The 23,368-nt window shown below is 71.3% G+C and carries 22 protein-coding genes and 1 tRNA gene; 10 read left to right on the top strand and 13 right to left on the bottom strand.

What is annotated here, in order from left to right:
- The first annotated feature begins 110 nt into the window (after nt 1-110).
- Nucleotides 111-1,184: a GTP 3',8-cyclase MoaA gene (moaA, locus tag ACWKZU_RS00720; protein ID WP_449280477.1), complete on the top strand. Its 1,074-nt coding sequence runs from the start codon at nt 111-113 to the stop codon at nt 1,182-1,184.
- 183 nt (nt 1,185-1,367) lie between these two features.
- Here moaA and ACWKZU_RS00715 read toward each other — a convergent pair whose 3' ends face one another.
- Nucleotides 1,368-1,781 (bottom strand): molybdenum cofactor biosynthesis protein MoaE, encoded by a 414-nt coding sequence (locus ACWKZU_RS00715; protein WP_449280476.1) that lies wholly within the window; start codon nt 1,779-1,781, stop codon nt 1,368-1,370.
- A gap of 136 nt (nt 1,782-1,917) precedes the next feature.
- On the opposite strand from ACWKZU_RS00715, the gene ACWKZU_RS00710 reads away from it, so the two are divergent.
- On the top strand, nt 1,918-2,544 hold the full coding sequence (locus tag ACWKZU_RS00710) for an SIMPL domain-containing protein (RefSeq protein WP_449280475.1): 627 nt from the start codon (nt 1,918-1,920) through the stop codon (nt 2,542-2,544).
- A gap of 9 nt (nt 2,545-2,553) precedes the next feature.
- Here the strand turns inward: ACWKZU_RS00710 and ACWKZU_RS00705 are convergent, their stop codons facing one another.
- Entirely contained in the window at nt 2,554-3,726 is a 1,173-nt protein-coding gene (locus tag ACWKZU_RS00705; RefSeq protein WP_449280474.1) for a ThiF family adenylyltransferase, read from the bottom strand.
- A gap of 103 nt (nt 3,727-3,829) precedes the next feature.
- Here ACWKZU_RS00705 and ACWKZU_RS00700 point away from each other — a divergent pair, with 103 nt between their 5' ends.
- From ACWKZU_RS00700 to ACWKZU_RS00685, 4 genes are read left to right on the top strand one after another with little or no spacing between them, the layout of a single operon-like run.
- A complete protein-coding gene (locus ACWKZU_RS00700) occupies nt 3,830-4,075 on the top strand; it encodes a MoaD/ThiS family protein (RefSeq protein ID WP_449280473.1) in 246 nt (81 codons plus the stop codon).
- A 5-nt stretch (nt 4,076-4,080) separates the two neighbouring features.
- Entirely contained in the window at nt 4,081-5,346 is a 1,266-nt protein-coding gene (locus ACWKZU_RS00695) for a molybdopterin molybdotransferase MoeA (RefSeq protein ID WP_449280472.1), read from the top strand.
- Nucleotides 5,339-5,836, top strand: a complete 498-nt coding sequence (gene moaC / locus ACWKZU_RS00690; protein ID WP_449280471.1) for a cyclic pyranopterin monophosphate synthase MoaC — start codon at nt 5,339-5,341, stop codon at nt 5,834-5,836. Before ACWKZU_RS00695 ends, moaC begins: the two co-directional genes overlap by 8 nt.
- The gene (locus ACWKZU_RS00685) at nt 5,821-6,321 is read left to right on the top strand and encodes a MogA/MoaB family molybdenum cofactor biosynthesis protein (RefSeq protein ID WP_449280470.1); all 501 of its coding nucleotides are present in this window, start codon (nt 5,821-5,823) and stop codon (nt 6,319-6,321) included. Before moaC ends, ACWKZU_RS00685 begins: the two co-directional genes overlap by 16 nt.
- Nucleotides 6,322-6,639: 318 nt before the next feature.
- On the opposite strand, the gene ACWKZU_RS00680 is transcribed toward ACWKZU_RS00685, so the two are convergent.
- Both ACWKZU_RS00680 and ACWKZU_RS00675 read right to left on the bottom strand, forming a co-directional pair.
- Nucleotides 6,640-8,139, bottom strand: coding sequence for an NCS2 family permease (locus tag ACWKZU_RS00680; protein ID WP_449280469.1), 1,500 nt, complete (start codon nt 8,137-8,139; stop codon nt 6,640-6,642).
- A gap of 298 nt (nt 8,140-8,437) precedes the next feature.
- Nucleotides 8,438-8,809: an FKBP-type peptidyl-prolyl cis-trans isomerase gene (locus ACWKZU_RS00675; protein WP_449280468.1), complete on the bottom strand. Its 372-nt coding sequence runs from the start codon at nt 8,807-8,809 to the stop codon at nt 8,438-8,440.
- 162 nt (nt 8,810-8,971) lie between these two features.
- Between ACWKZU_RS00675 and ACWKZU_RS00670 the strand changes: the two genes are divergently transcribed.
- The gene (locus tag ACWKZU_RS00670; protein WP_449280467.1) at nt 8,972-9,838 is read left to right on the top strand and encodes a fumarylacetoacetate hydrolase family protein; all 867 of its coding nucleotides are present in this window, start codon (nt 8,972-8,974) and stop codon (nt 9,836-9,838) included.
- A gap of 192 nt (nt 9,839-10,030) precedes the next feature.
- On the opposite strand, the gene ACWKZU_RS00665 is transcribed toward ACWKZU_RS00670, so the two are convergent.
- The 7 genes from ACWKZU_RS00665 to ACWKZU_RS00635 form a co-directional block, all read right to left on the bottom strand.
- Nucleotides 10,031-11,506: an aspartate ammonia-lyase gene (locus ACWKZU_RS00665; protein ID WP_449280466.1), complete on the bottom strand. Its 1,476-nt coding sequence runs from the start codon at nt 11,504-11,506 to the stop codon at nt 10,031-10,033.
- Between the two features lie 110 nt (nt 11,507-11,616).
- Nucleotides 11,617-13,047, bottom strand: a complete 1,431-nt coding sequence (locus tag ACWKZU_RS00660; protein WP_449280478.1) for an MFS transporter — start codon at nt 13,045-13,047, stop codon at nt 11,617-11,619.
- Between the two features lie 444 nt (nt 13,048-13,491).
- A complete protein-coding gene (locus ACWKZU_RS00655; protein WP_449280465.1) occupies nt 13,492-14,361 on the bottom strand; it encodes a M48 family metalloprotease in 870 nt (289 codons plus the stop codon).
- Nucleotides 14,362-14,368: 7 nt separating this feature from the next.
- Entirely contained in the window at nt 14,369-14,938 is a 570-nt protein-coding gene (locus ACWKZU_RS00650) for a LemA family protein (protein WP_449280464.1), read from the bottom strand.
- Nucleotides 14,939-14,999: 61 nt separating this feature from the next.
- Nucleotides 15,000-16,313 (bottom strand): D-arabinono-1,4-lactone oxidase, encoded by a 1,314-nt coding sequence (locus ACWKZU_RS00645; RefSeq protein ID WP_449280463.1) that lies wholly within the window; start codon nt 16,311-16,313, stop codon nt 15,000-15,002.
- The gene (locus ACWKZU_RS00640) at nt 16,301-17,554 is read right to left on the bottom strand and encodes an alanine racemase (protein WP_449280462.1); all 1,254 of its coding nucleotides are present in this window, start codon (nt 17,552-17,554) and stop codon (nt 16,301-16,303) included. The genes ACWKZU_RS00645 and ACWKZU_RS00640 overlap by 13 nt, the downstream gene beginning before the upstream one ends.
- A gap of 246 nt (nt 17,555-17,800) precedes the next feature.
- Nucleotides 17,801-17,959 (bottom strand): hypothetical protein, encoded by a 159-nt coding sequence (locus ACWKZU_RS00635; RefSeq protein WP_449280461.1) that lies wholly within the window; start codon nt 17,957-17,959, stop codon nt 17,801-17,803.
- A gap of 175 nt (nt 17,960-18,134) precedes the next feature.
- Between ACWKZU_RS00635 and ACWKZU_RS00630 the strand changes: the two genes are divergently transcribed.
- Both ACWKZU_RS00630 and ACWKZU_RS00625 read left to right on the top strand, forming a co-directional pair.
- Nucleotides 18,135-18,347 (top strand): hypothetical protein, encoded by a 213-nt coding sequence (locus ACWKZU_RS00630; protein WP_449280460.1) that lies wholly within the window; start codon nt 18,135-18,137, stop codon nt 18,345-18,347.
- Nucleotides 18,348-18,392: 45 nt separating this feature from the next.
- Nucleotides 18,393-18,466, top strand: a tRNA-Leu gene (locus ACWKZU_RS00625).
- A gap of 157 nt (nt 18,467-18,623) precedes the next feature.
- Here the strand turns inward: ACWKZU_RS00625 and ACWKZU_RS00620 are convergent.
- Both ACWKZU_RS00620 and ACWKZU_RS00615 read right to left on the bottom strand, forming a co-directional pair.
- Nucleotides 18,624-19,637: a GGDEF domain-containing protein gene (locus ACWKZU_RS00620; protein WP_449280459.1), complete on the bottom strand. Its 1,014-nt coding sequence runs from the start codon at nt 19,635-19,637 to the stop codon at nt 18,624-18,626.
- Nucleotides 19,638-19,801: 164 nt separating this feature from the next.
- Nucleotides 19,802-21,649, bottom strand: coding sequence for a phosphoenolpyruvate carboxykinase (GTP) (locus tag ACWKZU_RS00615; RefSeq protein WP_449280458.1), 1,848 nt, complete (start codon nt 21,647-21,649; stop codon nt 19,802-19,804).
- Between the two features lie 134 nt (nt 21,650-21,783).
- Between ACWKZU_RS00615 and ACWKZU_RS00610 the strand changes: the two genes are divergently transcribed.
- The gene (locus ACWKZU_RS00610) at nt 21,784-23,253 is read left to right on the top strand and encodes a helix-turn-helix domain-containing protein (protein WP_449280457.1); all 1,470 of its coding nucleotides are present in this window, start codon (nt 21,784-21,786) and stop codon (nt 23,251-23,253) included.
- Nucleotides 23,254-23,368 lie beyond the last annotated feature (115 nt).

Here is a 23,368-nt window from a genome sequence, read left to right as displayed (position 1 = left end):
GCGCGACCGATGAGCGGTGAGCCCGCTCAGCGCGCGGTGTTATGGTCTGGGGGCGGGTGCGAAGTGCATCGGGCGAGGAATTCGCGTTCGAGGATCGAGGTGGGACGGCGATGTCGACGGCTCCGGAGTCGGGGATGCGGGCGCGGCGCCTGCCCGCGACCGGTCTGGTCGACGCCCGGCGCCGGCCGCTCCGCGACCTGCGGATCTCGGTGACCGATCGCTGCAACTTCCGCTGCGTGTACTGCATGCCCAAGGAGATCTTCGGCCGGGACTACCGCTTCCTGGAGCACGAGCAGCTGCTCAGCTTTCCGGAGATCGTCCGCGTCGCGCGGATCGCGGTGGGTCTCGGCGTGCGCAAGCTCCGGTTGACGGGCGGCGAGCCGCTGCTGCGGAAGGGAATCGAGGAGCTCATCGCGCAGCTCGCGGCCCTGCGGACCCCGCAGGGCGCTCCGCTCGACCTGGCGCTCACCACGAACGGCTCGGCGCTCCCCGTGAAGGCGGAGGCGCTCCGCCGAGCCGGGTTGCAGCGGGTGACGGTCTCGGTCGACTCGCTCATCGAGTCCCGTTTCCAGGCGATCAACGACGTGCGCTTCCCCCTCTCCCGCGTGTTCGACGGCATCGCCGCCGCCGAGGCCGCCGGCCTCGGACCGATCAAGGTGAACGCGGTGATCAAGCGCGGCGTCAACGACGACGAGGTGGTGAGCCTCGCGGAGCACTTCCGCGACACGGGGCGCACGCTGCGGTTCATCGAGTACATGGACGTCGGATCTTCCAACGGCTGGGCGCTCGACGACGTCGTGCCCTCGGCCGAGATCGTGCGCCGCATCGACGAAGTGCACCCGCTCGAACCGCTCCCGGCCTCGCACCCCGGGGAGACCGCGAAGCGCTGGCGATACCGCGACGGATCGGGTGAGATCGGCGTGATCTCGAGTGTCACGGGGGCGTTCTGCGGCTCGTGCACCCGAGCCAGGATCTCCGCCGAGGGCAAGCTCTACACCTGCCTCTTCGCCAGCTCCGGAACCGATCTGCGCGCACTGCTGCGGGACGGGTCGGACGACGAGAGGATCGCGGGGGCGCTCACCGGGGTGTGGCGCGAGCGGGACGATCACTACTCCGAGCTGCGGGCCCGCGGCGCGCAGGCGGATGCCGGATCCCGCATCGAGATGTCCTACATCGGCGGCTGACGCGCGCTGTCCGTCCCTGTCATCCTGCGCGGAGGGCGAAGCCCGGAGTCGCAGGATCCAGAACACGATGGATCCTGCGACTCGCACTGGCGCGGTAGCGCCACCGTGGAATGCGCGGAACGCTGGCGCGTTCCGCGCATTCCGCGCACGCAGGACGACGGGAACAGCCGGGTGCGGACGTCCCTACAGCCCCACCCACTCCGAGCCGCCGTCGGCGAAGTGCTGCCGCTTCCAGATCGGCACCTCGTGCTTGATGCGGTGCACCAGGCGCTCGATCGCCGCGAAGGCCTCGCCGCGATGCGGGGCCGCCGCGGCAGCGACCAGCGCGGCGTCTCCGATGCCGAGCGCGCCGATGCGGTGCGCTGCGGCCAGGCGCACGCCGGTGCGCTCGGCCTCGTCGCGCACCAGCTCGCCCAGCAGGCGCTCGGCGTCGGGGTGCGCGCTGTAGTCGAGCGAGCGCACGGTCGCCCCGCCGTCGTGGTTGCGGATCACGCCGTGGAAGAGCACGAGCGCGCCGCACTCCGGCGACTCCACGGCGGCGCGCACGGCAGCCTCCTCGATCGGCCGCGCGGTGACGCGCGCATACGGCTGGTCCATGGGCTCCCCTCCGCTCGCAACGAGCGCTCATCTCACCCTAGACGCTCCGGATGTGCGGCACGCATCAGCCCCGTCAGCGAGTCCGCAGCTCTCGGTGCCGAGTCGATCGGCCGCCCTCGCGGTGTTACCGTGAGGTATGACCACGATTCACGCGACGGGGACCAGCGAGATGCACTTCCCCGCGGAGCGAGCCACCATCACCGCACGGATCTCCGCGACCTCGAGCGATCGGTCCGCGAGCATCGCCGATGCGACGCGCATCCACAACCGGGCGGTGCAGCGCGCCGAGCAGCTGCGGGCGAGCGGGGACGCCACCTGGCACGCGGCCGACCCCATCAGCACCTGGGCGCAGAAGACGTACGCCGAGGGGGATCAGAAGCGGATCGTCATCGAGCACACCACGTCGAGCCGGGTGCGCGTCAAGCTGTCGAACCTCGCCCTCGTGAGCGCGCTCGTCACCGAGCTCGCCGAGGCCGGACTCTCGACCGACGTCAGCTGGACGCTCACCGAGGCCACCCGTCGCGTGCACGAGCGACACGTGCGCACCGCGGCCGTGAGCGAGGCGCGCGTGATCGCCGAGGACTACGCGGCGGCCCTCGGCAAGCGCATCGGCACCACCGTCAGCGTCTCCGACGCACCCGGCACCGGCTTCCCCGCACAGCCCCGCTTCGCCGCCGCCGCGTTCGGCGACGGCCCGGCCGAGGTCACGATCGCGGAGATCACGGTCAGTGCGACGGTCGCCGGGGTGTACGAGACCGACTGAGGATCGGGGTCAGAGTCTCCCGCCCCCTCCGGCGGCGCTCCCCTCGAGCAGATGGGGCGCCGTCCGCGCCAGCTCCCGGATCCCGCCGCGCAGGAATCGGACCTCGGTGCCGCCGCGCTCGATGAGGATGCGCGCCGCGCGGATCGAGCGCGGGTCGCGCTCGCAGTAGACCGCCACCGGCCCGTCGATCGTCGTCTTCCCGGCTTCGAGTTCGGCGAGCGGCAGCGCCTCGGATCCGCGGATGCGCAATCGGCCCCGCTCCTCCGGGGTCCTGACGTCGAGCAGGTGCGGCGCGCGGCCCGTCTCGAGCATCTCGACGAGATCGGCTGCCGCGAGCGCGGGGGGCTCCGCAGCCGCACCCGCGCAGAACCGCTCGTAGTCGATCAGCCCGGCCACCGGTTCCGCAGCCGGGTCCCGGCCGAATGCGAGCTCCCGGGTGCGGGCCGCGAGCGCGTCGTAGACGAGCACGCGCGCGATCATCGGCTCCCCGATGCCGGCGATGAGCTTCAGAGCCTCCGTCGCGAGCAGGGAGCCCACCGTCCCGCACAGGCCGGGGAGCACACCCCCGGTGCCGCAGTCCACCACGTCCTCGGGCGGCGGCGGCGCCGGGAAGAGGTCGCGGTACCCCGGATGGCGGGGGCGCCACGACACCCCGACCTGGCCGTGGTACTGCAGGATCGACCCCCAGACGAGCGGCAGCTCGAGGAGCTCGCAGGCGTCGGCCACCAGATACCGGGTCGGGAAGTTGTCGCTGCCGTCGATGACGAGGTCGTATCCGCGCAGCACCTCCAGCGCGTTCTCCGAGGCGAGCCGGATCTCGTGGCGCTCGATCCGCACGTGGGGATCCAGCGCGTGCACGGTCTCCGCCAGTGACGCGACCTTCGCCCTGCCGATGTCGGCGGTGCCGTGCGACACCTGCCGGTGCAGGTTCGAGAGCTCCACCCGGTCGTCGTCGACGATGCCGATCGTGCCGATCCCCGCGCCCGCCAGATAGGGCACGCAGGCACTCCCCAGCCCGCCCGCCCCGACCACCAGCACCCTCGCGGCGTCGAGCCGGCGCTGCGCGATCTCCCCGAAGCCGGGCAGCAGGATCTGGCGCTGCGCGCGCGCCCGCCGCTCCTCGCTCAGCGTCTCGGCCGGGTCGACGAGCGGCAGGGGATCCGCTCTCCGCTCCGCACTCATGCGGCCATTGTAGGGCGTGGGCCTCTCCGGCCGCCGGGTCCCGCATCGCCGGTCGAGCGAGCGGAGGGAGTCGAAACCCGAGCCCACCGGATAGCATGTCGGTATGCCGCAGATCACCGTTCGCTACTTCGCCGCGGCGGCCGAGGCCGCGGGCAGAGACGAGGAGCGCTGGGAGGCGCCTGCGCTCACCCTCGACGCGCTGCGCGGCGAACTGGGACGTCGCTACGGCGAGCCCATGCGCAAGGTGCTGCGCTCGGGCTCCTTCCTGGTCGACGGCACGGTGCGTCGCGACGGCGGCGAGATCCGCGGCACCCGCGTCGACGTGCTGCCGCCCTTCGCGGGAGGGTGAACGCGGTGCGCCGCCCGGTCGAGGAGCACCTGGAGGAGGTGCGCGCGCTGCTCGCGCCCGTCGTGGAGCGGCTGGAGGCCGCCGCTCCGGAGTTCATCGGGATCGACTCCCCCGAACTGCTCGGACGGGTGGCCGCGAGGCCGGTGCGCGCCGAGACCCCGCTGCCGCCGTTCGACAACTCCCAGATGGACGGCTACGCGGTGCGCGCCTCCGACCTCGCCGCAGCGAGCACCGAGCGTCCCGTCGCCCTCCGGCTCGCGCGCGCCACCGCGGCCGGCGATCCCCCCGGTGCGCACGAGGCCGGCACGGCCTCGCCGATCATGACGGGGGCGGCCGTTCCGCGCGGCGCCGACGCCGTGGTGCCGGTCGAGCAGACCCTTCCGCCGCGGTTCCCGCCGCTCAGCCGGGCCGGCGATCCCGAGCCGGACGGGACGGTGGCCTTCACCGCCCGGACCGTCGCCGGCCGCTTCGTGCGGCGTGCCGGCGAGGACGTGGCCGAGGGCGCGGAGATCGTCCCGGCGGGCGCGCGGCTGACGCCCGCCAGGATCGGCCTGATCGCCTTCTCCGGCGCCGCGTCAGTCGCGGTGCGCCCGCGTCTGCGCGTGCTGCTCTGCTCGACGGGCGACGAGCTCGCCCCTCGCGATCACGAGCTCGCCCCGGGCCGGATCCACGATGCCAATACGCCGATGCTCGCCGCGGCGCTCCGGGAAGCCGGCGCCGTCGTGCGGACGGTGCGCAGCCGGGACAGCGCCGCGCAGCTGCGCGCCGAGCTCGAGGCCGAGGCGCCCGCGTGCGATCTCGTGGTCACCTCGGGCGGCATCAGCGCGGGCGCGTTCGAGGTCGTCCGCGACGCGCTCGAGCCCTCAGGCGCGACGTTCGTCACCCTCGCCATGCAGCCCGGGGGTCCGCAGGGCCTCGGGCTGCTCGAGCTGTCGGGCCGCACCGTCCCCGTCATCTGCTTCCCCGGCAATCCGGTCAGCGCGTTCATCTCCGCCGAGGTGTTCCTGCTGCCGACGCTGCGCTGGCTCGCGGGCCTCCCCGCGGATCGGCCGCGCGAGGAGCGGGAACTCGCTCACGCCGTCGAGTCCCCCGCCGAGAAGCACCAGGTGCGACGCGGCCGGATCGAGGCCGACGGGCGCGTCTCGCTGAGCGCGCCGGGATCCCACCTGCTCGGCGACCTCGCCGATGCCCAGCTGCTCGCGCATGTTCCGCTCGGCGTCGCCTCGCTGCCCGAGAACGCACCGGTCGAGATCTGGAGGATCGATGGTTGAACAGACGGAAGAGACCCACGAGCCGCGGCTCACGCACCTGCGCGGCGACGGCAGCGCGCACATGGTCGACGTCACGGAGAAGAGCGTCACGAAGCGCACCGCCCGGGCCGAGGCGACCCTCGTCACGCGCGCCGACGTCGTGGATCTGCTCGTCTCCGGGGCCCTGCCCAAGGGCGAGGCCCTGGGCACGGCGCGGATCGCCGGCATCATGGCGGCCAAGCGCACCTCCGAGCTGATCCCGCTGTGCCATCCGCTGCCGCTGACCCGGCTCGCGGTCGACTTCGAGACGAGCGCCGATCGGGTGCGGATCCTCGCGACGGTGACGACCCGCGGCGTCACCGGCGTCGAGATGGAGGCGCTCACCGCGGCGAGCGTCGCCGCGCTGACCCTCTACGACATGATCAAGGCCGTCGACAAGCACGCGACCATCACCGATACCCGCGTGCTCGCGAAGTCGGGCGGCAAGAGCGGCGATTGGTCGCTCGAGTGAGGCGCGCGATCGTCGTCGTCGTCTCGACGCGGGCCGCCGCCGGTTCGGCGGAGGACCTCACCGGTCCGGTCATCGAGGCCTGGCTCGCCCAGCGCGGCTTCGCCGCCGATCCGCCCGTGATCGTGCCGGACGGCGGTGCCGTGACCGACGCGCTGGGCGCCGCCCTGGCGGCCGCCCCGGCCGTCATCGTGACCACCGGCGGCACCGGGGTCTCCCCCGACGATCGCACGCCCGAGCAGGTGGCGCCGCTGCTCGACGTGCGGCTGCCGGGGCTCATCGAGGAGATCCGTCGCCGGGGCGCGCAGACCGTGCCCGCCGCGCTGCTGACGCGCGGTGTCGCCGGATTCGTCGGCGACACCTTCATCATCACCCTGCCGGGATCCCCCGGCGGCGTGCGCGACGGCCTCGACGTGCTCGACCCCCTGCTCGAGCATCTCCTCGGGCAGCGCAGCGGCTCGGCGCAGGGCGATCACGGGGAGCGGTGATCCGCCGGGCCGGAGCCGGGATCGCGATCCGTCGAGAGCGCGAAAAGTGCCGCTCGGGCGGGCAGTGAGCGGCGCTTTTCGAGCTCTCGACGAAGGACGCGGGGTTGGGATCCTGCGACTCGTTCCTCGCGCAGGATGACCGGGAAAGCACCTCGCGCAGGATGACAGGGTTCCGAGGCACGAACTCAGACCCCGAACAGCGAGCCGACGCGACCTCCGCCTCCGGTCATCCTGCGCGGAGTGAGCGCAGCGAACGCAGTCGCAGGATCCACTCGTCGACCCCGCAGCACTGCGCAGCAGCGACTCCGGCGGCGAGCCTCAGGCCCCGAAGAGCGCCTCGATGGGTCCGCGCGCGAAGAAGACCACGAATCCCGCGGCCACCACCCACAGGAGCCAGTGCACCTGCTTCGCCCGCCCGCTGAGCGCGTGCACGAGCACCCAGGCGACGAAGCCGGCCCCGATGCCGTTGGCGATCGAGTAGGTCATGGGCATCACCGCCGCCGTCAGGAAGACGGGCAGCAGCACGCGGAAGTCGCTGAGGTCGATGTGCTTGATCTGCGCCATCATCAGGGCGCCGACGATCACGAGCGCCGCGGCAGCGACCTCGGTCGGCACGATCTGCGTGAGCGGCGTGAAGAACATGGCCAGCAGGAACATGAGCCCCGTGACGACGTTGGCGAAGCCGGTGCGCGCGCCCTCGCCGATGCCCGCGCCCGACTCGATGAACACCGTGTTCGACGACGACGAGGTCACGCCGCCGGCGATGGCGCCGACGCCCTCGACCACCAGCGCCGACTTCAGGCGGGGGAAGTTGCCCCGCTCGTCGGCCAGACCCGCCTCGCGCGAGAGGCCGGTCATGGTGCCCATCGCGTCGAAGAAGTTGGTGAAGAGCAGCGTGAACACGAGCATCACGATGGTGACGAGGCCGACGCGGCCGAGGTCGAAGCTGACCGCGCCGATCAGGCTGAGGTCGGGCAGGCCGAACGGCGCCCTGCCGAGTTCGGGAACGGTGAGTCCCCAGCCGCCCGCGTTCGCGATCTCGCCGTCGGCGCCGACGCGCGGGCCGAGGTGGGCGATCGCCTCGACGACGACCGAGATGACGGTGCCCGCGACGAGGCCGATGAGCAGGCCGCCCTTCACCTTGGCGGCGAGGAGCACACCGGTGAGCACGAGCGTCACCACGAAGATGAGCGTCGGGATCGTGACGACCGACCCGCCGATGCCGAGGCCGACGGGCGGGGATCCCTGACCGGTGGCGGTCACGAAGCCCGCATTGACGAAGCCGATGAACGCGATGAAGAGGCCGATGCCGACCGTGATCGCGAGCTTCAGCTCGACGGGGACGGCGTCGAAGATCATGCGGCGCAGACCGGTGGCCGCCAGCAGCACGATGAGCGCGCCGTTGATCACCACGAGCGCCATCGCCTCGGGCCAGGTCACCTGGCCCACCACGGAGAACGCCAGGAACGCGTTGATCCCGAGCCCCGCGGCGAAGCCGAACGGCAGCCGCGAGACGATCCCGAAGAGGATCGTCATGACGCCCGCCGTCAGGGCGGTGACGGCGCTCACCGCGGGGAAGGCGAGGGTGTTGCCCTCGACGTCCACCCCGCTCGTGAGGATGATCGGGTTGAGGATCACGATGTAGGCCATCGTGACGAAGGTGACGAGACCGCCCCGGATCTCGGTGGCGAAGGTGGATCCCCGCTCCGTGATCTGGAAGTACCGGTCGATACCGCCGATCCCGCGCTTCGTCTCCTGCTCGCTGGTCTCCTGCCGCGCCTCTGCCACCGGCCGCTCCGTTTCCTCGCTCTGGGTCATGCCTGAACAGCAGTACGCTACCACCTCGGCGGCCGCGCCCCTTTCCCTCCCGCGGACGGAGTTCTGCGAGGGCAAGGCCCGCCCGGCCACCCGGCATCCGCGCGCCAGTAGATGTCACCAAACCGGCGGCGAGGCAGCAACTGCTGACGCGCGTAGCGGAGGGACCACGGGGCGGCTGTACACGCCCACGCCCATCCGTGCCTTTCTGCCGGTCAGCTCCCGGAACATGACGAGAGCCCGCCCGCACCGGTTCGGCGAACCGGGCGGACGGGCCCTCGACGATCGGACCTGCGGAGGGTCAGCTCACGCCCAGCAGGTCGATGACGAAGATGAGGGTCTTGCCCGAGAGCGGGTGCCCCCCGGAGGTGCCGTAGGCCTGCGCCGGCGGCACGACCAGCTTGCGGCGTCCGCCGACCTTCATGCCGGGGATGCCCGCCTGCCAGCCCTGGATCAGCGAGCGCAGGGGGAAGTTGATCGACTCGCCGCGGCTCCACGACGAGTCGAACTCCTCGCCCGAGTCGTACTCGACGCCCAGGTAGTGCACATCGACCGTGGAGCTCGCGAGCGCCTCCTCGCCGTTGCCCTCCACGATGTCCACGATCTGCAGCTCGGACGGGGCGGGGCCCTCCGGGAACTCGATCTCCGGCTTCGTCTTCGATGTTTCACTCATGCGTTCATTCTCGCGGATCCGCACCGCCCGGCGCACGCGAGTTCGCTCAGAGGGAACCCCGGACGCGGGTGTCCAGTGCATACCGTACAAAGATTCGGCACCGACACGTGGGAGACCCGCAGGAAACACGGCTCCGACACGGGGTCGGATACCCTTGCAGGTGTGAGATTCGCGCACCTGACCCTCTCCCCCGGTTCCGCACCCGAGCTCGTCGTCGTCCGAGACGAGCGCTACGCGCCCGTGAGCGCCCTCGGCGCCTCCTGCACGACGCTGCAGCACCTCATCGAGGCCGGGCCCGAGGCCCTGGACGAGCTGCGCACCGCCGCGGAGCAGCTGTCCGAGAGCGGCTGGAGCAGCATCGAGGACGCGAGCTACGCTCCCGCGGTGATCGGTGCCCCCATCGTGCTGGCCGTCGGCCTCAACTACGACGAGCACGCGAGCGAGCTCAGCCTCGACAACGACTCGGGTCCGGTGCTCTTCTCGCTCTTCCCCAACTCGCTCGGCGCCCACGAGGGCGAGGTGCCGCTCACCGCGAGCATCAGCGAGGAGGTCGACTACGAGGGCGAGCTCGGTGTGATCATCGGCCGGCCCGCCAAGAACGTCACCCCCGAGGAGGCGCTCGACTACGTCTTCGGCTACACCGCCATCAACGACATCACCGCGCGCAACATCCAGTTCCAGGAGCCGCAGTGGTCGCGCTGCAAATCCTTCGACGGGTTCACGCCGATCGGTCCCGTCGTCGTCACCGCGGACCAGATCCCCGATCCGCAGGCCCTGCACATCGCGACCGACGTCGACGGCCTGCGCGTGCAGGACTCGACCACCGGCTTCATGATCCGCACCGTCGCCCAGCTGATCTCGTCGATCTCGCAGTCGCTCACGCTGCTGCCGGGCACGGTCATCTCCACGGGATCGCCGGGAGGCGCGGGCCGCTCGCGGAAGCCGCCGCTCTACCTGCGCCCCGGCACCGAGGTCACCGTGACGATCGAGCACATCGGCGCGCTCACCTCGCACTGCGTCGAGGCGTAGGCCCGCGGGACGTCCCGGAGCCCGTTCGCTCCCGCGGATCGAGCGAGCGCAGGCCCGCTCCCGCTCCAGCTGATCGAGCGGGCGCAGCGAGTCGAGATCGAGGTCCCCTCGGTTTCGACTCCGCTGCGCTCCGCTCGACCAGCGGACGTCCCGCCCCCTGAGCCCGTCGAAGAGGGCGGGAAGCCGGCGCGCCTACTCCTCGCCGTCCTCGAGCTTCTCCGGCGCGCTGCCGTCGACGATCTCGATCGCGCCGGTCTCGGGCGCGAGGCCGGCCAGCTTCTGCGGCTGCAGGATGTCGTCGAGCTGCGCCTGATCCAGCAGGCCGCGCGACACCACGAGCTCCGACACCTTCTCGTTGGTCGCGAGCGCCTCCTTGGCCAGCTTCGCCGCCGCGGCGTAGCCGATGACCGGGGCGAGCGCGGTGATCACGGTCACGGAGCGCGACACGGTGTCCTCGAGGCGCGCCTCGTTCGCGGTGATGCCGTCGACGCAGTTGACGCGCAGCGTCTGGCAGGCGCGCTCCAGCCACGTGATCGACTGGAAGAGGGAGTGCGCGATGATCGGCTCGAAGGCGTTGAGCTGCAGCTGGCCGGCCTCGACCGCCATCGAGACGGTCACGTCGGCGCCCGCGACCGAGTAGGCCACCTGCGAGACGGCCTCGGGGATCACCGGGTTGACCTTGCCGGGCATGATCGAGGATCCCGCCTGGCGCGCGGGGAGGTTGATCTCGCCGAGGCCGGCCTGCGGGCCGGAGGAGAGCAGGCGCAGGTCGTTCGAGATCTTCGAGAGCTTGAGCGCGCTGCGCTTGAGCGCGCCGGAGAAGGTGATGAAGACGCCGGTGTCGCTCGTGGACTCGACGAGATCTCCCGCGGTGACGAGCTCGAGGCCGGTGATGTCGCGCAGGTGGCGGATCACGGTCTCCTTGTAGCCGCGCGGCGCGTTGATGCCGGTGCCGATCGCGGTCGCACCCATGTTGACCTCGCCGAGCAGGGTCACGGCCTCGCGCAGCCGTTCGATGTCCTCCCGCAGGGTCACCGCGAAGGCGTTGAACTCCTGCCCCAGGGTCATCGGCACGGCGTCCTGCAGCTGGGTGCGACCCACCTTGATGATGTGGGAGAACTCGCGCCCCTTGGCCGCGAAGGAGTCGGCGAGCAGCGCCAGCTCCTCGAGCAGGCTGCTCAGCGAGAACGCGAGCGCGATCTTGATCGCGGTCGGGTACGTGTCGTTGGTCGACTGGCTGCGGTTCGTGTGGTCGTTGGGGTTGATGAAGGCGTAGTCGCCCTTCTCGTGCCCCGCGAGCTCGAGCGCCCGATTGGTGATGACCTCGTTGGCGTTCATGTTGGTCGAGGTGCCCGCACCGCCCTGCACCACGCCCACCACGAACTGATCGTGCAGCATGCCCGTCTTGATCTCTTCGCAGGCGCGGTCGATGAGCGTCGCGCGCTGCTCGTCGAGCGCGCCGATCTCGAGGTTGGCGCGCGCGGCCGCCTGCTTCACGCAGGCGAAGGCGCGGATGAAGTCGGGATACACCGAGATGGGACGTCGCGCGATCGGGAAGTTCTCGTGAGCGCGGGCCGTGTGCACCCCCCAGTAGGCGGACGCGGGGATCTCGACGCTGCCGATCGAGTCCGTCTCGGTACGAGTCTGTGCTGACAAGAAGTCACTCACCGGTATCTAGGCTCCATTACTCGAAGAAAAGCGGCTTCTGCCGCACGACGAGACCAAGCCTACTCGGGATCACGCAGAGATTCGGGCTCGTGGCGCCTCTTTCCGAAGGATCATCTGCGAGGGGCGTCCGGATCCTCGATTTCGTTCACCCGGATGGCTCCCGTGGCGGAGACCCCGGACCCCTCGACCGGGGCCGACTCCCCCGCCCCCATGGCCGCTCCGCCCCGGCGCAGCACCGAGATCGGCGCGGTGAGCGTCTCGGTCTGGCGCTCCGGATCGTCCTCGACGCCCGGCCGCCCGGCGTGGGTGACGGTGAAGCGCAGGCCCCGGTCCCGGTGGAAGCGCAGCTCGCGCTCCGTGAACAACCAGGCCACCCCCACCCCGAACGCCAGCAGACCCGCCACGGCGCTGATCACGAGTGTCGAGCGCGGTCCCAGGGCATCGGCCGCGGCGCCCACGAGCGGAGCGCCGACCGGTGTCCCTCCCATGAGGATCGCCATGTAGAGCGCGAGCACGCGCCCCCGCACCGCAGGATCCGCGGTCGTCTGCACGAAACCGTTGGCGGTGGTGAGCATCGTCGAGATCGCGAGCCCGAAGAACACGAGGGTGGCGGCGAAGGTCCAGAACGACGGCATGAGGGCCGCGGCGAGGCTCACGACCCCGATGCCGCCCACCGAGATGATGACCACGCGCATCCGCGCGTTCGGGCGTCGCGCCGAGAGCAGCGCACCGGAGAGGGACCCGATGGCGAGGATCGACGAGAGCAGGCCGTAGTCGCTCGCGCCGCGCCCGAACTCGACCGCCATGGTCGACGAGATCACCGGGAAGTTCATGCTGAACGCGCCGACGAGGAACACCATCACGAAGATCACGAGCAGGTCGTGCCGGCCCCGCACGTACCGGAACCCGGCGGAGAGCTGCCGCAGCTGCGACTCGCGGCCGGCGCCCGCCGGCCGCTCCGGCGGGCGGGCATCGATGAGCAGCAGCGCGCCGAGCACCGCGAGGAAGGACACCGCGTTGATGAGGAACACCCAGCCCGATCCGACCACGGCGATGAGCACTCCCGCCACCGCCGGGCCGATGAGCCGCGCCGAGTTGAACGAGGCCGAGTTGAGCGCCACCGCGTTGGAGAGCTGCTCGGTGCCGACGAGGTCGGAGACGAAGGCCTGACGCGAGGTCGTGTCGAAGGCGTTGACGATGCCGAGGGCGAGCGCGAAGCCGTAGAGGTGCCAGAGGTGCGCCTGCCCGGTGACGAGCAGCAGCCCGAGTCCGGCCGCGAGCAGCATGAGCAGCGACTGCGTGACGAGCAGCACCTTGCGCCGGTCGAAGCGATCCGCCACCGCGCCGCTGAACGGCACGAGCAGCAGCTGCGGCCCGAACTGCAGGGCCATGGTGAGGCCGACGGCGGCCGCGTTGTTGTCGGTGAGCTCGGTCAGCACCACCCAGTTCTGGGTGGTGGCCTGCATCCACGCGCCGATGTTCGAGACGAGCGCTCCCGCGAACCAGATGCGGTAGTTGCGCACGGCGAGCGATCGGAACATGTTCGACACGAAGCGGGCGACCTCCTCGGATTGGCGCTGTACTGAGACCCTATCGGCTGCCCCGGTCGCGCGCTGCTCTCGGGCGCTGCGAAGGGGCGCCGTGGGCACCGGGGAGTACAACCCGTTCCGGCCGTCCGGTATTCCGGGGCCCTGCTGCGGAGACCCGCCCGGGCCGATCCGCCGTCCTGCCCGGAGGGCGCGGCTCGATCCTCGCCCGTCATCCTGCGCGGAGGGCGAAGCCCGGAGTCGCAGGATGACGGGCGACCGCGGATCTGCGATGGCGGATCCCGCGGCTCCGCTCGCTGCGCTCCCTCCGCGCAGGATCGCGGTGGTGGCGTCCCGGACAGGGTCGAGAACTTCCCGCCCCGGCCAGGCCCTCGAGGAAACGCGCCAGCGTTTCGCGCCGACGCCGCTTGCCCTGCCCTCAGGGCAGGTGAATGGGCGTCAGAATCGTCCGCCCATGTCGAGCAGGCGGCGGATGCGATCCGGGATCGGCGGGTGCGTGGCGAAGAGCCGCTGCATCACACCCGGCTTCAGCGGATCCGCGATCCACAGGTGGGCCATGCTCGACTGCTGCTTCCGCAGCGGCCGGCCGTACTCGGAGAGCTTGTGGAGCGCGCTGGCCAGCGCCTCCGGGTGCCGCGTGGTGAGGGCGCCAGTCGCGTCGGCCAGGTACTCGCGCTGCCGGGAGACGGCGAGCTGCACCATCGACGCGACGAGGGGCGCGACGAGCATCGCCACGAGCCCGAAGATCATCACCACCGGGTTGCTGTTGTTGTTGCGTCCGAAGAAGGCCATGCGCACGAGCACGTCGGCGATCATGCCGACGGCGACGACGAGGCCGTAGACGATCATGGAGACGCGGATGTCGTAGTTGCGCACGTGGCCGAGCTCGTGCGCCATGACCCCCTCGAGCTCGGAGTCGGTCATGATGTCGAGCAGGCCCGTGGTCGCCGCGACCATGGCGTGCTCGGGATCCCGGCCCGTGGCGAAGGCGTTGGGCGCCGGATCGTTCACGATGTACACCTCGGGCATGGGCGTGCCGGTGGTGATCGACAGGTTCTCGACGATGCGGTAGAGGCGCGGGTTGTCGGACTCGGTGATGCGCTGGGCGCCGCTCATCGAGATGGCCTGGCGGCCCGCCGCGAAGTACTGGATCAGCGCGTAGCCGAGGGCCACGACCACGACGGTGATCACGATGCCCGGCGAGTTGTAGATGTACGACGCGAGCCATCCGAGCCCGCCCACGATGGCGACGAACAGCAGGATGATGAAGAAGCTGTTGACCTTGTTGCGGCGTATGGCGCTGTACACGGGCCTCCTAGAACTGGATGCGCGGCGGCTCCGAGATCGAGGCGACGTCGTCGACCTCGAAGAACTCGCGCTCCGTGAAGCCCATCGCACGCACGAAGACGGTGTTGGGGAACACCTGGATCTTGGTGTTGTACTCGCGCACGCCGCCGTTGTAGAAGCGGCGCGCCGCCTGGATCTTGTTCTCGGTGTCGACCAGCTCGCCCTGCAGCTGCAGGAAGTTCTGGCTGGCCTGCAGCTGCGGGTACGCCTCGGCGACCGCGAAGATGCTCTTGAGCGCCTGCTGCATGTGGTTCTCGGCCACCGACGCCTCGGCGGGGCCCTGGGCCGAGATGGTCTCGGCGCGCGCCTTCGTCACGGAGTCGAAGACCCCCTTCTCGTGCGCGGCGTAGCCCTTGACCGCCTCGACGAGGGACGGGATGAGATCCGCACGGCGCTTCAGCTGCACGGTGATGTCGCTCCACGCTTCGTCCACGCGCACGCGCAGCGTGACGAGGGAGTTGTACGTGATCCAGACGTAGCCGATCAGCAGGACGAGTACACCGACCGCGATGAGCGCGGCAATCAATCCACCAGACATGGGTGCATCCTATCCGCCCCGGCCATGAATGCGCTGGAAGCGCTGTGGTCGTTCCGGGGTGTCACTCCCCCAGCACGCGCTGGAGGTACGGATTCGCGAAGATCCGCTCGGGATCGAGGCGGTTCCGGATCTCGGCGAAGCGGCCGAATGCCGGGTAGCGCTCGCGCAGCGTCTCGGCGGTCTGCGTGTGCATCTTGCCCCAGTGGGGCCGGCCGTCGTGGGCGGCGAGGATCGCCTCGGCGTCGCGGAGGTATCCGCGGTCCCGGTCGCGCCAGTAGCGGTGCACGGCGATGTAGCCCGAGTCGCGCCCGTGGGCCGTGGAGAGCAGCAGCTCGTCGGCGCCGGCCGAGCGCACCTCGATCGGGAAGGAGACGCGGTGGCCCCGGCGCGCGATCATCGCCCGCAGCTCGCGCACCGCGTCGGGCACGGCCTCCAGCGGCACGCTGTACTCCATCTCGCGGAAGCGCACGCGGCGGTGCGTGATGTAGACCCGGTGGGACTCGTCGATGTAGCTGCGGCGGCTCGAGAGCTGCTCGATGATCCGGTTCACGCGCGGCGTCGCCCCGGCGAGCACGCTGCCGAGGGCCGTGCAGGCGCCGAATGCGATGTTGTTCGCCAACTCCTCATCGGCGAAGCGCGCGAAGCGGGTGAGCGGCTGCCGGGCGTGCTCGAGGGGCAGGCGCGTGTTGGTCTTGGTGCGGGTGCCGCGCGTGTGCGGGAACCAGTAGAACTCGAAGTGATCGACTTCCCGGGTGCGCGCGACGAAGGTGTCGAGCACCTGCTCCAGCGGCTCGGGCGCCTCCTCGGCCCGCAGCAGGTAGCGCGGCACGCACTGGAGGGTCACCGTCACCAGCACCCCGAGCGCGCCGAGCCCGAGCGCGACCGCGGGGAGCAGCTCGGGGTGGTGGTCCTCGTCGATCGTCAGCACCTCGCCCGAGCCCGTGACGATCCGCGCCCCGACCACCCCGGCCGACAGTCCGCGCAGTCCGACGCCCGTGCCGTGCGTACCGGTCTGCGTGGCGCCCGTCACGGTCTGCCGGTCGATGTCGCCCATGTTCGCGAGGGCCAGCCCCAGCGGGCCGAGGATCGCGGGCAGCTCCCAGAGGTGGGTACCGCCCCACAGCGTCACGCGGCCCCGGGAGGTGTCGGCCGAGACCAGACCCCGCATCCGGCTCATGTCGAGCCGGACGCCGTCGGTCGCGCCGATCCCGGTGAAGCTGTGCGACGCGCCGATCGGCTTGAGCGTGTGACCCGTCTCGCGAGCGCGCTGCACCGCGAGCACGATCTGCTCCGCGGAGCGCGGCGCGATCTCCAGCTCCGGCTGCGACGACTCCGTGCGCGCCCAGTTGCTCCAGCGTGCCGTCACAGGAAGCACCGCCCTTCTCCTCGATAGCTCGGGATCGCCGGCAGTGCCGATCCGTCCGGGCCGATCGGCACGACCTCGTTCGTGTGCTCCATCACCTCGCCGGCCTTCGTGTGGCGCAGCCACACGCGATCCCCGTGACGCAGGCCGCGCGCCGCCGCACCGCGCACCGGGGTCTGCACCTCGCCGGCGCCCTCGCGGGGTTCGTAGGCGAGCCCCGCGGGCCAGACGGGCTGCGGCAGCCGGTCCGGGGCCGCGGGGCCGGAGGCGATCCAGCCGCCGCCGAGCAGCGTCGCGCGATCGGCCGACGGCTTGCGCACCACGTCGAGGGCGAAGCCCACCGCCGGGGCGACGTCGAAGGCGTCGTAGTGGTCGAAGAGGTGCGGCCCGAAGAGCCCGCTGCCCGCAGCGACCTCGGTGACCGCCGCCTCGGAGGCGGTGCGCTCGACCGAGCCCGTGCCCCCGCCGTTGACGAACTCCAGCTGCGCCTCCTGCCGCACGGCCGCGACCGCGGCGGCCCGGCGCTCGGCCAGCTCGGCACCGCTGGCCCGCTGCACCGCGCGCAGCAGCATCCCCTCGGCCGATCGCCCCGCGGGGCGGTCGCCCACCCCCGCGATCTGCGCCTCGTACGCCATCACGCCCACGAGCGCGAACCCCGGCCGGGAGGCCACGCGGGCGGCGAGCGCGCGCAGCTGCTCGGGCTCGTGCAGGGGCGATCGGCGCACGCCGAGGTGGCCGAGCGCCCGGCTGCGCCAGGAGGCGTCGAGGTCGAGGCAGACCCGGATCGGCGCGCGCGATGCCGGCGGCGCGACCGCGTCGATGAGGTCGAGCTGCTCGACGCCGTCGACCATCACGGTCACGCGGGAGGCGAGGCGCTCATCGGCACCGAGGCGCGCGATCGCCCCCCGGTCGGCCGTCGGGTACCCCACCACCACGTCGTCGATGGTCTCGGCGAGCCAGAGCGCCTCGGAGAGCGCATAGGCGAGCACGCCCCGGAATCCGGGCAGCGCGAGCACCGCGTCGAGCACACCGCGCACGCGCACCGACTTGCTGGCCACTCGAATGGGGATGCCGCCCGCCCGCCGAGTGAGATCCCGCGCATTGCGACTCAGTGCCGCGAGGCTCATCGCGACGACGGGAGCGGGCAGATCGCGCGTCGCCTCCGTGAACACCGGCCAGTACTCCTCCGGCCGGGTCCAGGGGCGCTCGTCCGCCGCGGCCCGCACATCGGGGGCGCTGAGATCGAGTGTCATGGATGCAGTGTAGAGCCTCCGGGTGCCGGGCGCACCTCTCGCGGGAGTGCGCCTCGGGGGTACTCCGCCCCCGAGGCGCACCCCAGGGGCCCGCCCCTCCGGGGGCCGAATGGTGCCGAGATCCCGATCCTCGTCGCTCAGCCCGGGCGGAGACTGCAGGAATCGGGATCTCGGCGACCACGGCGCGGGTTCGCGGACTCACGACCCCGCGACGCGACCCCGCAGCGCCCCGCAGGCGAGGGTCGATCACTCCGGGGAGCCCCGCCGGAGATCCCGCTCGAGCTCCGCCCGCCAGGCCTCACGCGCCGCGGCGCGCCGCACCCTCCACGCCCGCACCCGCAGATACACGGCCAGCAGGATCGCGATCGCGATCGCGATGACGAGGAGGATCTTGGCGAAGAGCACGGGAACAGCTTACGCGGCTCCGGACCCGCACCCGGTGGTGCCGAGCTCGCCGCCATCCCGCGCAGGGTCGCACCATCCCGTGCGCGGATTCCGCGACGGCGCGCAGAACGGCTATCGAAGCCGGGCTCCGCACGTGCTCCCCCGGTGCGCGTGCCCGAGCTTGTACCCTGGCCGTATGACCACCCGAGACCTCCCCGAGCAGATCGGCGACCTCCCGCGGATCGGCCGCCCGGCCAACAGCGCGCTGCTCGCCATCGGCGTCACCACGCTGCGCGAGGTGTCCGCGATGCGCCGGAAGGACCTGCTCGCGCTGCACGGCGTCGGCCCGAAGGCGGTGCGGATCCTGGAGGAGGCCCTCTCCGAGGCGGGCCTGGCCTTCGCCGAGTAGCGGCGCGCACGGGTGGCGGCCGGCTCGTGGGAGGATGGTCGCTGCCCCCCCATAGCCCAATTGGCAGAGGCAGCCGACTTAAAATCGGTGCAGTCTCGGTTCGAATCCGAGTGGGGGGACTCCGCTGCGCTGCGTCCCGCTGCATTCTCGAACCTGAACGCGGCCCGAAGGCGGGCCACGCGGCGAGCGCGCGCAACGCTCCGCGTTGCATCGAGCGCGCGGCCGGGTTCGAGTCCCAGTGGGGGGACTTCGCGAGAACGCCGCACCCGGCCGCTGCTACGGGGCGCCCGCGCCCGACGAGAGCGGGGAGAGCGCCGAGGCGCGACCGTCGAGCTTCCGCTCGCGCTTGTGCGCGTACATGCGGACGTCGGCGGCGGCGATCGCGGCGGCCACCGAGACGATCCCCGGCTCGGCCGCAGCGAGCCCGATGGACGCCCCCACGCCGGCGTCCGAGAGCGCGCGTGCGAACGCGCCGAACCCGGCCTCGAGCCGAGAGGGCGCGATCCCGTTGGAGAGGATCATGAACTCGTCGCCCCCGTACCGGGCGACGTGACTCGCCGGGGTGGAGACGGCCCGCAGCGCATCCGCGGCGCGCACGATCATGGCGTCCCCCGCGGCGTGCCCGTGCGTGTCGTTGAGCGCCTTGAGACCGTCGAGGTCGATCACCGCGACGGCGACGGGATCCCCGAAGGCGTCGAGACGCTCCTGCGCGTCGGCGACGACCCGATCCCACCCGCGCCGGTTCAGCGCGCCGGTGAGCGCGTCGGTCTGCGCGAGCGCCTCGGCGAGCTCGAGGGAGCGCCGCTCCCGATCGACGTGCCGTGAGAGCGCGAGCTGCGTGGTGAGCAACTCGCTCAGCAGGGACAGGAGCCGCTCGTCGACGCCCTCGTCCTCCCGCAGGGGCGCGGATCGCACGCCGCAGAGCACCCCGAAGATCCCGTCCCGGTCGTCCCCGATGGTGTAGCCCGCGTAGGCGCCCACCGTCTCGGCGGTCTCGAGGTCCGAGTACTCCGGATCGGCTTGCGAGTTCCTGACGACGTGCTTCGCGCCCGCCGCCATGCGACTGCAGAAGGACTCCGTCCAGGCGACGCGATCCCCGACGTCCAGCAGCTGGTCGTGATGGACGTGCAGGTGGACCTGATCGCCTCCGGTCACACGGCTCACCGACCAGTCGGTGAGCGGGGTGTGCACGTTGAGATAGGCGACGACGCGCTCGGAGGAGTCGGTGAAGAGCTGGGCGCCGTTCGGACTCGACGACTCGAGGGATCTGAAACTCTGCGCGCTGATCACTGTTCACTGGACCGGGCCCCGGCCTGCCTCCCTCATGCTCCCTCTCAGGATAGCGGCCGGCGCGGGAGCCCCGCCCTGCCACGACCCCGCGCACTCGACCGGGCGCGAAAAAGCAGACCCCGCCGTCGGGCAGGACGGCGGGGTCTACTGGTTCGGGAAGGCGGCTACGCGCCCAGGCGCTCGCGCAGGCTCTCGAGCTGGCCGCGCAGGGCGGCCGGCACGCGGTCGCCGAACTGTGCGAAGAACTCCTCGGTGAGGTCGGCCTCGGCGAGCCACGAGGCGGGATCGATCGCGAACAGCTCCGCCATGTCGGCCTCGGGCACCTCGATGCCGTCGAGGTTGAGCTCGCCTGCGACGGGCACGGTGCCGATGGCGGTGGCGCGGCCCTCGACCTCGCCCTCGACGCGGCGGATGATCCAGTCGATCACACGCGAGTTGTCGCCGAAGCCGGGCCACAGGAACCGGCCGTCGGCGCCCTTGCGGAACCAGTTGACCTGGAAGATCTTGGGTGCCCGGTCGCCCAGCCGCTCGCCCACCTCGAGCCAGTGGCCCCAGTAGTCGGCCATGTTGTAGCCGCAGAACGGCAGCATGGCGAAGGGATCGCGGCGCAGCTCGCCGACGGTGCCCTCCTGGGCCGCCGTCTTCTCGGACGAGACGGTCGCGCCGACGAACACGCCGTGCTCCCACGAGAGCGACTGGGCGACGAGCGGCACGTTGGTGGCGCGACGGCCGCCGAAGAGGATCGCGTCGAGCGGCACGCCGTTCTGCTCGTACCAGTCCTGCGCGAGCGTGGGGGTCTGCTGGATCGGCACGGTGAACCGGGAGTTCGGGTGCGCGGCGGGGCGATCGGCCTCGGGCGTCCAGTCGTTGCCCTGCCAGTCGACGAGGTGAGCGGGCACCTCATCGGTCCTGCCCTCCCACCACACGTCGCCGTCGTCGGTCAGCGCGACGTTGGTGAAGATGGTGTTGCCCCAGAGCGTCTCCATGGCCACCGGGTTGGTCGACTCGCCGGTGCCGGGAGCGACGCCGAAGAAGCCGGCCTCGGGGTTGATCGCGTAGAGGCGGCCGTCGGGGCCGGGGCGCAGCCAGGCGATGTCGTCGCCGATCGTCTCGACCTTCCAGCCGGGGATCGTCGGCTGCAGCATCGCGAGGTTGGTCTTGCCGCAGGCGGAGGGGAACGCCGCCGAGAGGTGGTAGGCCTTGCCGCTCTCGGTGTTGGTGAGCTTGAGCAGCAGCATGTGCTCGGCGAGCCAGCCCTCGTTGCGGCCCATCACCGAGGCGATGCGCAGCGCGAAGCACTTCTTCGAGAGCAGTGCGTTGCCGCCGTAGCCCGAGCCGTACGACCACACCTCGAGAGTCTCCGGGAAGTGGGTGATGTACTTGGTGTCGCTGCAGGGCCAGGCCACGTCCTCCTGGCCGTCCTCGAGCGGCGCACCGACGGAGTGCACGGTGCGCACCCACTCGCTGCCCGGGGTGATGCCGTCGAGAGCCGTCTGGCCCATGCGGGTCATGATGCGCATGTTGAGCACGGCGTAGGGCGAGTCGGTGATCTCGATCCCGAGCTGCGTGATGGCGCCGCCGACCGGCCCCATGGAGAACGGCACGACGTACATGACGCGGCCGCGCATCGAGCCCTCGAAGAGCGGCATGAGCTCCGCCTTCATGTCGGCGGGGGCGACCCAGTTGTTCGTGGGGCCGGCGTCCTCCTGCTTCTCCGAGCAGATGAAGGTGCGGTCCTCGACACGGGCGACGTCGCCCGGGTGCGAGCGGGCGAGGAAGCTGCCGGGGCGCAGATCCTTGTTGAGCGGGATCAGCGATCCCGCCTCGACCATCTCGGTCGTGATGCGGTTCCACTCGTCCTGCGAGCCGTCGCACCAGATCACCTCATCGGGCTTGGTCAGTTCGGCGACCTCGGTCACCCACTGCAGCACCTCCTCGTTGGCGGTGGTCGCGTTGGCGCGGACGAGATCTGCGATCGTGATCTCCTCGTCGATGACCTGGATGGCGCTCATGACGTTTCGTTCTCCTCGGTTTCACACACCGTGTCGGTGAAGAATCGGTGACATCTCCATTCTCGGCAAGGGTTTTACCCGCCGTTCACCATATCCGCTGTAAAATTTCGGGATTCTTGCCGTATAGTCAAAACATGACCCCCGAAGTGACCCCGACGCAGAGCGAAGCCGAGTTCGACCGCCTGCTGCTCGGAAAGCGGCTGCGCCACTTCCGCACCCGGGCCGGGCTCACGCTCGATCAACTCGGCGAGCGGGTGGGCGTCGTGGCCAGCCAGCTCTCCCTGATCGAGAACGGCCGCAGGGAGCCCCGGCTGGGGCTGCTGCAGAGCGCGGCGCGCGAGCTCGGCATCGATCCCTCGGAGCTGCTGAAGCGGGAGGCCCCGGATCGCCGCAGCGAGCTCGAGATCGAGCTCGAGCGGGCGCAGACCGCCCCCAGCTACTTGCGCCTCGGGCTCCCCCACGTGCGCGCGCCGCGCACGCTCGGCGACGACACGCTGGAGGCGCTCGTCGGCCTGCACCGCGAGCTCGCGCGGCGATCCCGAGCCGCCGCCACGACCTCCGAGGAGGCTCGCCGCGCCAACACCGCCATCCGCATGCAGATGCGCGAGTGCGACAACTACATCAACGAGATCGAGCTCGTCGCCTCCGATCTGATGCGCCGCATCGGCCACGGCACGGGTGCCGTGACGCACCGCGAGGTCGCGATGGCCGCCGAACTGCTCGGCTTCACCCTCATCTTCGTCGACGAGCTGCCCTCGAACACCCGCAGCATCACCGACCTCGAGAACGGCCGCATCTACCTGCCGCCCGCCTCGATCCCGGGCGGTCACGGGCTGCGCTCGCTCGCGCTGCAGGCCATGGCCCACCGCGTGCTCGGACACACCGAGCCGTCGAGCTACGGGGAGTTCCTCGAGCAGCGCCTGCAGATCAACTACTTCGCCGCCGCCTGCCTGATGCCGGAGGCGCGTGCGGTCGACCTGCTGCAGCAGGCCAAGCGCAATCGCAATCTGGCGATCGAGGATCTGCGCGACGCCTTCGGGGTGACGCACGAGGCCGCCGCCCACCGCTTCACGAACCTCGCCACGCGTCACCTCGATCTGCGCGTGCACCACTACCGCGCCGACGGAGCGGGCGCGCTGGTGCGCGGCTACGAGAACGACGGGCTGCCCTTCCCCAGCGACGACTCGGGTTCGATCGAGGGCGAGATGCTGTGCCACAAGTGGGGCGGCCGCACCGCCTTCAACCGCACCAACCGCACGAGCGAGTTCTACCAGTACACCGACACTCCCGCCGGCACGTACTGGTCGAGCGTGCAGACCGGCGACGCCGAGCTGGGTCCCTTCGCGATCGCCTGCGGCGTGCCCTTCGACGACGCCAAGTGGTTCCGCGGACGCGACACGGGCGAGCGGAGGGTCTCGACGTGCCCCGACGAGAGCTGCTGCCGCACGCCCAGGCCCGACCTGCTGACCCGCTGGCAGGGCAAGGCGTGGCCGAGCGCCCGCATGCACGCGCACGTGCTCTCGCCACTGCCCACGGGCACCTTCCCCGGTGTCGACGACACGGAGATGTACGAGTTCCTCTCGAGGCATGCGCCGGAGAACTAGGGAGAAAGGCGTCAGCCTTTCTCCGCCGGAGGCGCTGAGCCCACAGGCTCAGGAGAACTACGCGGAGAGCGAAGCTCTTCGCCTCTCCGGCGCGGGCCCCTTGCCCCCCAGCTTC

The organism is Leucobacter sp. (assembly GCF_053528595.1).
The sequence above is the reverse complement of the archived record's forward strand: the minus strand, read 5'-3'. Positions and strand labels throughout refer to the sequence as shown.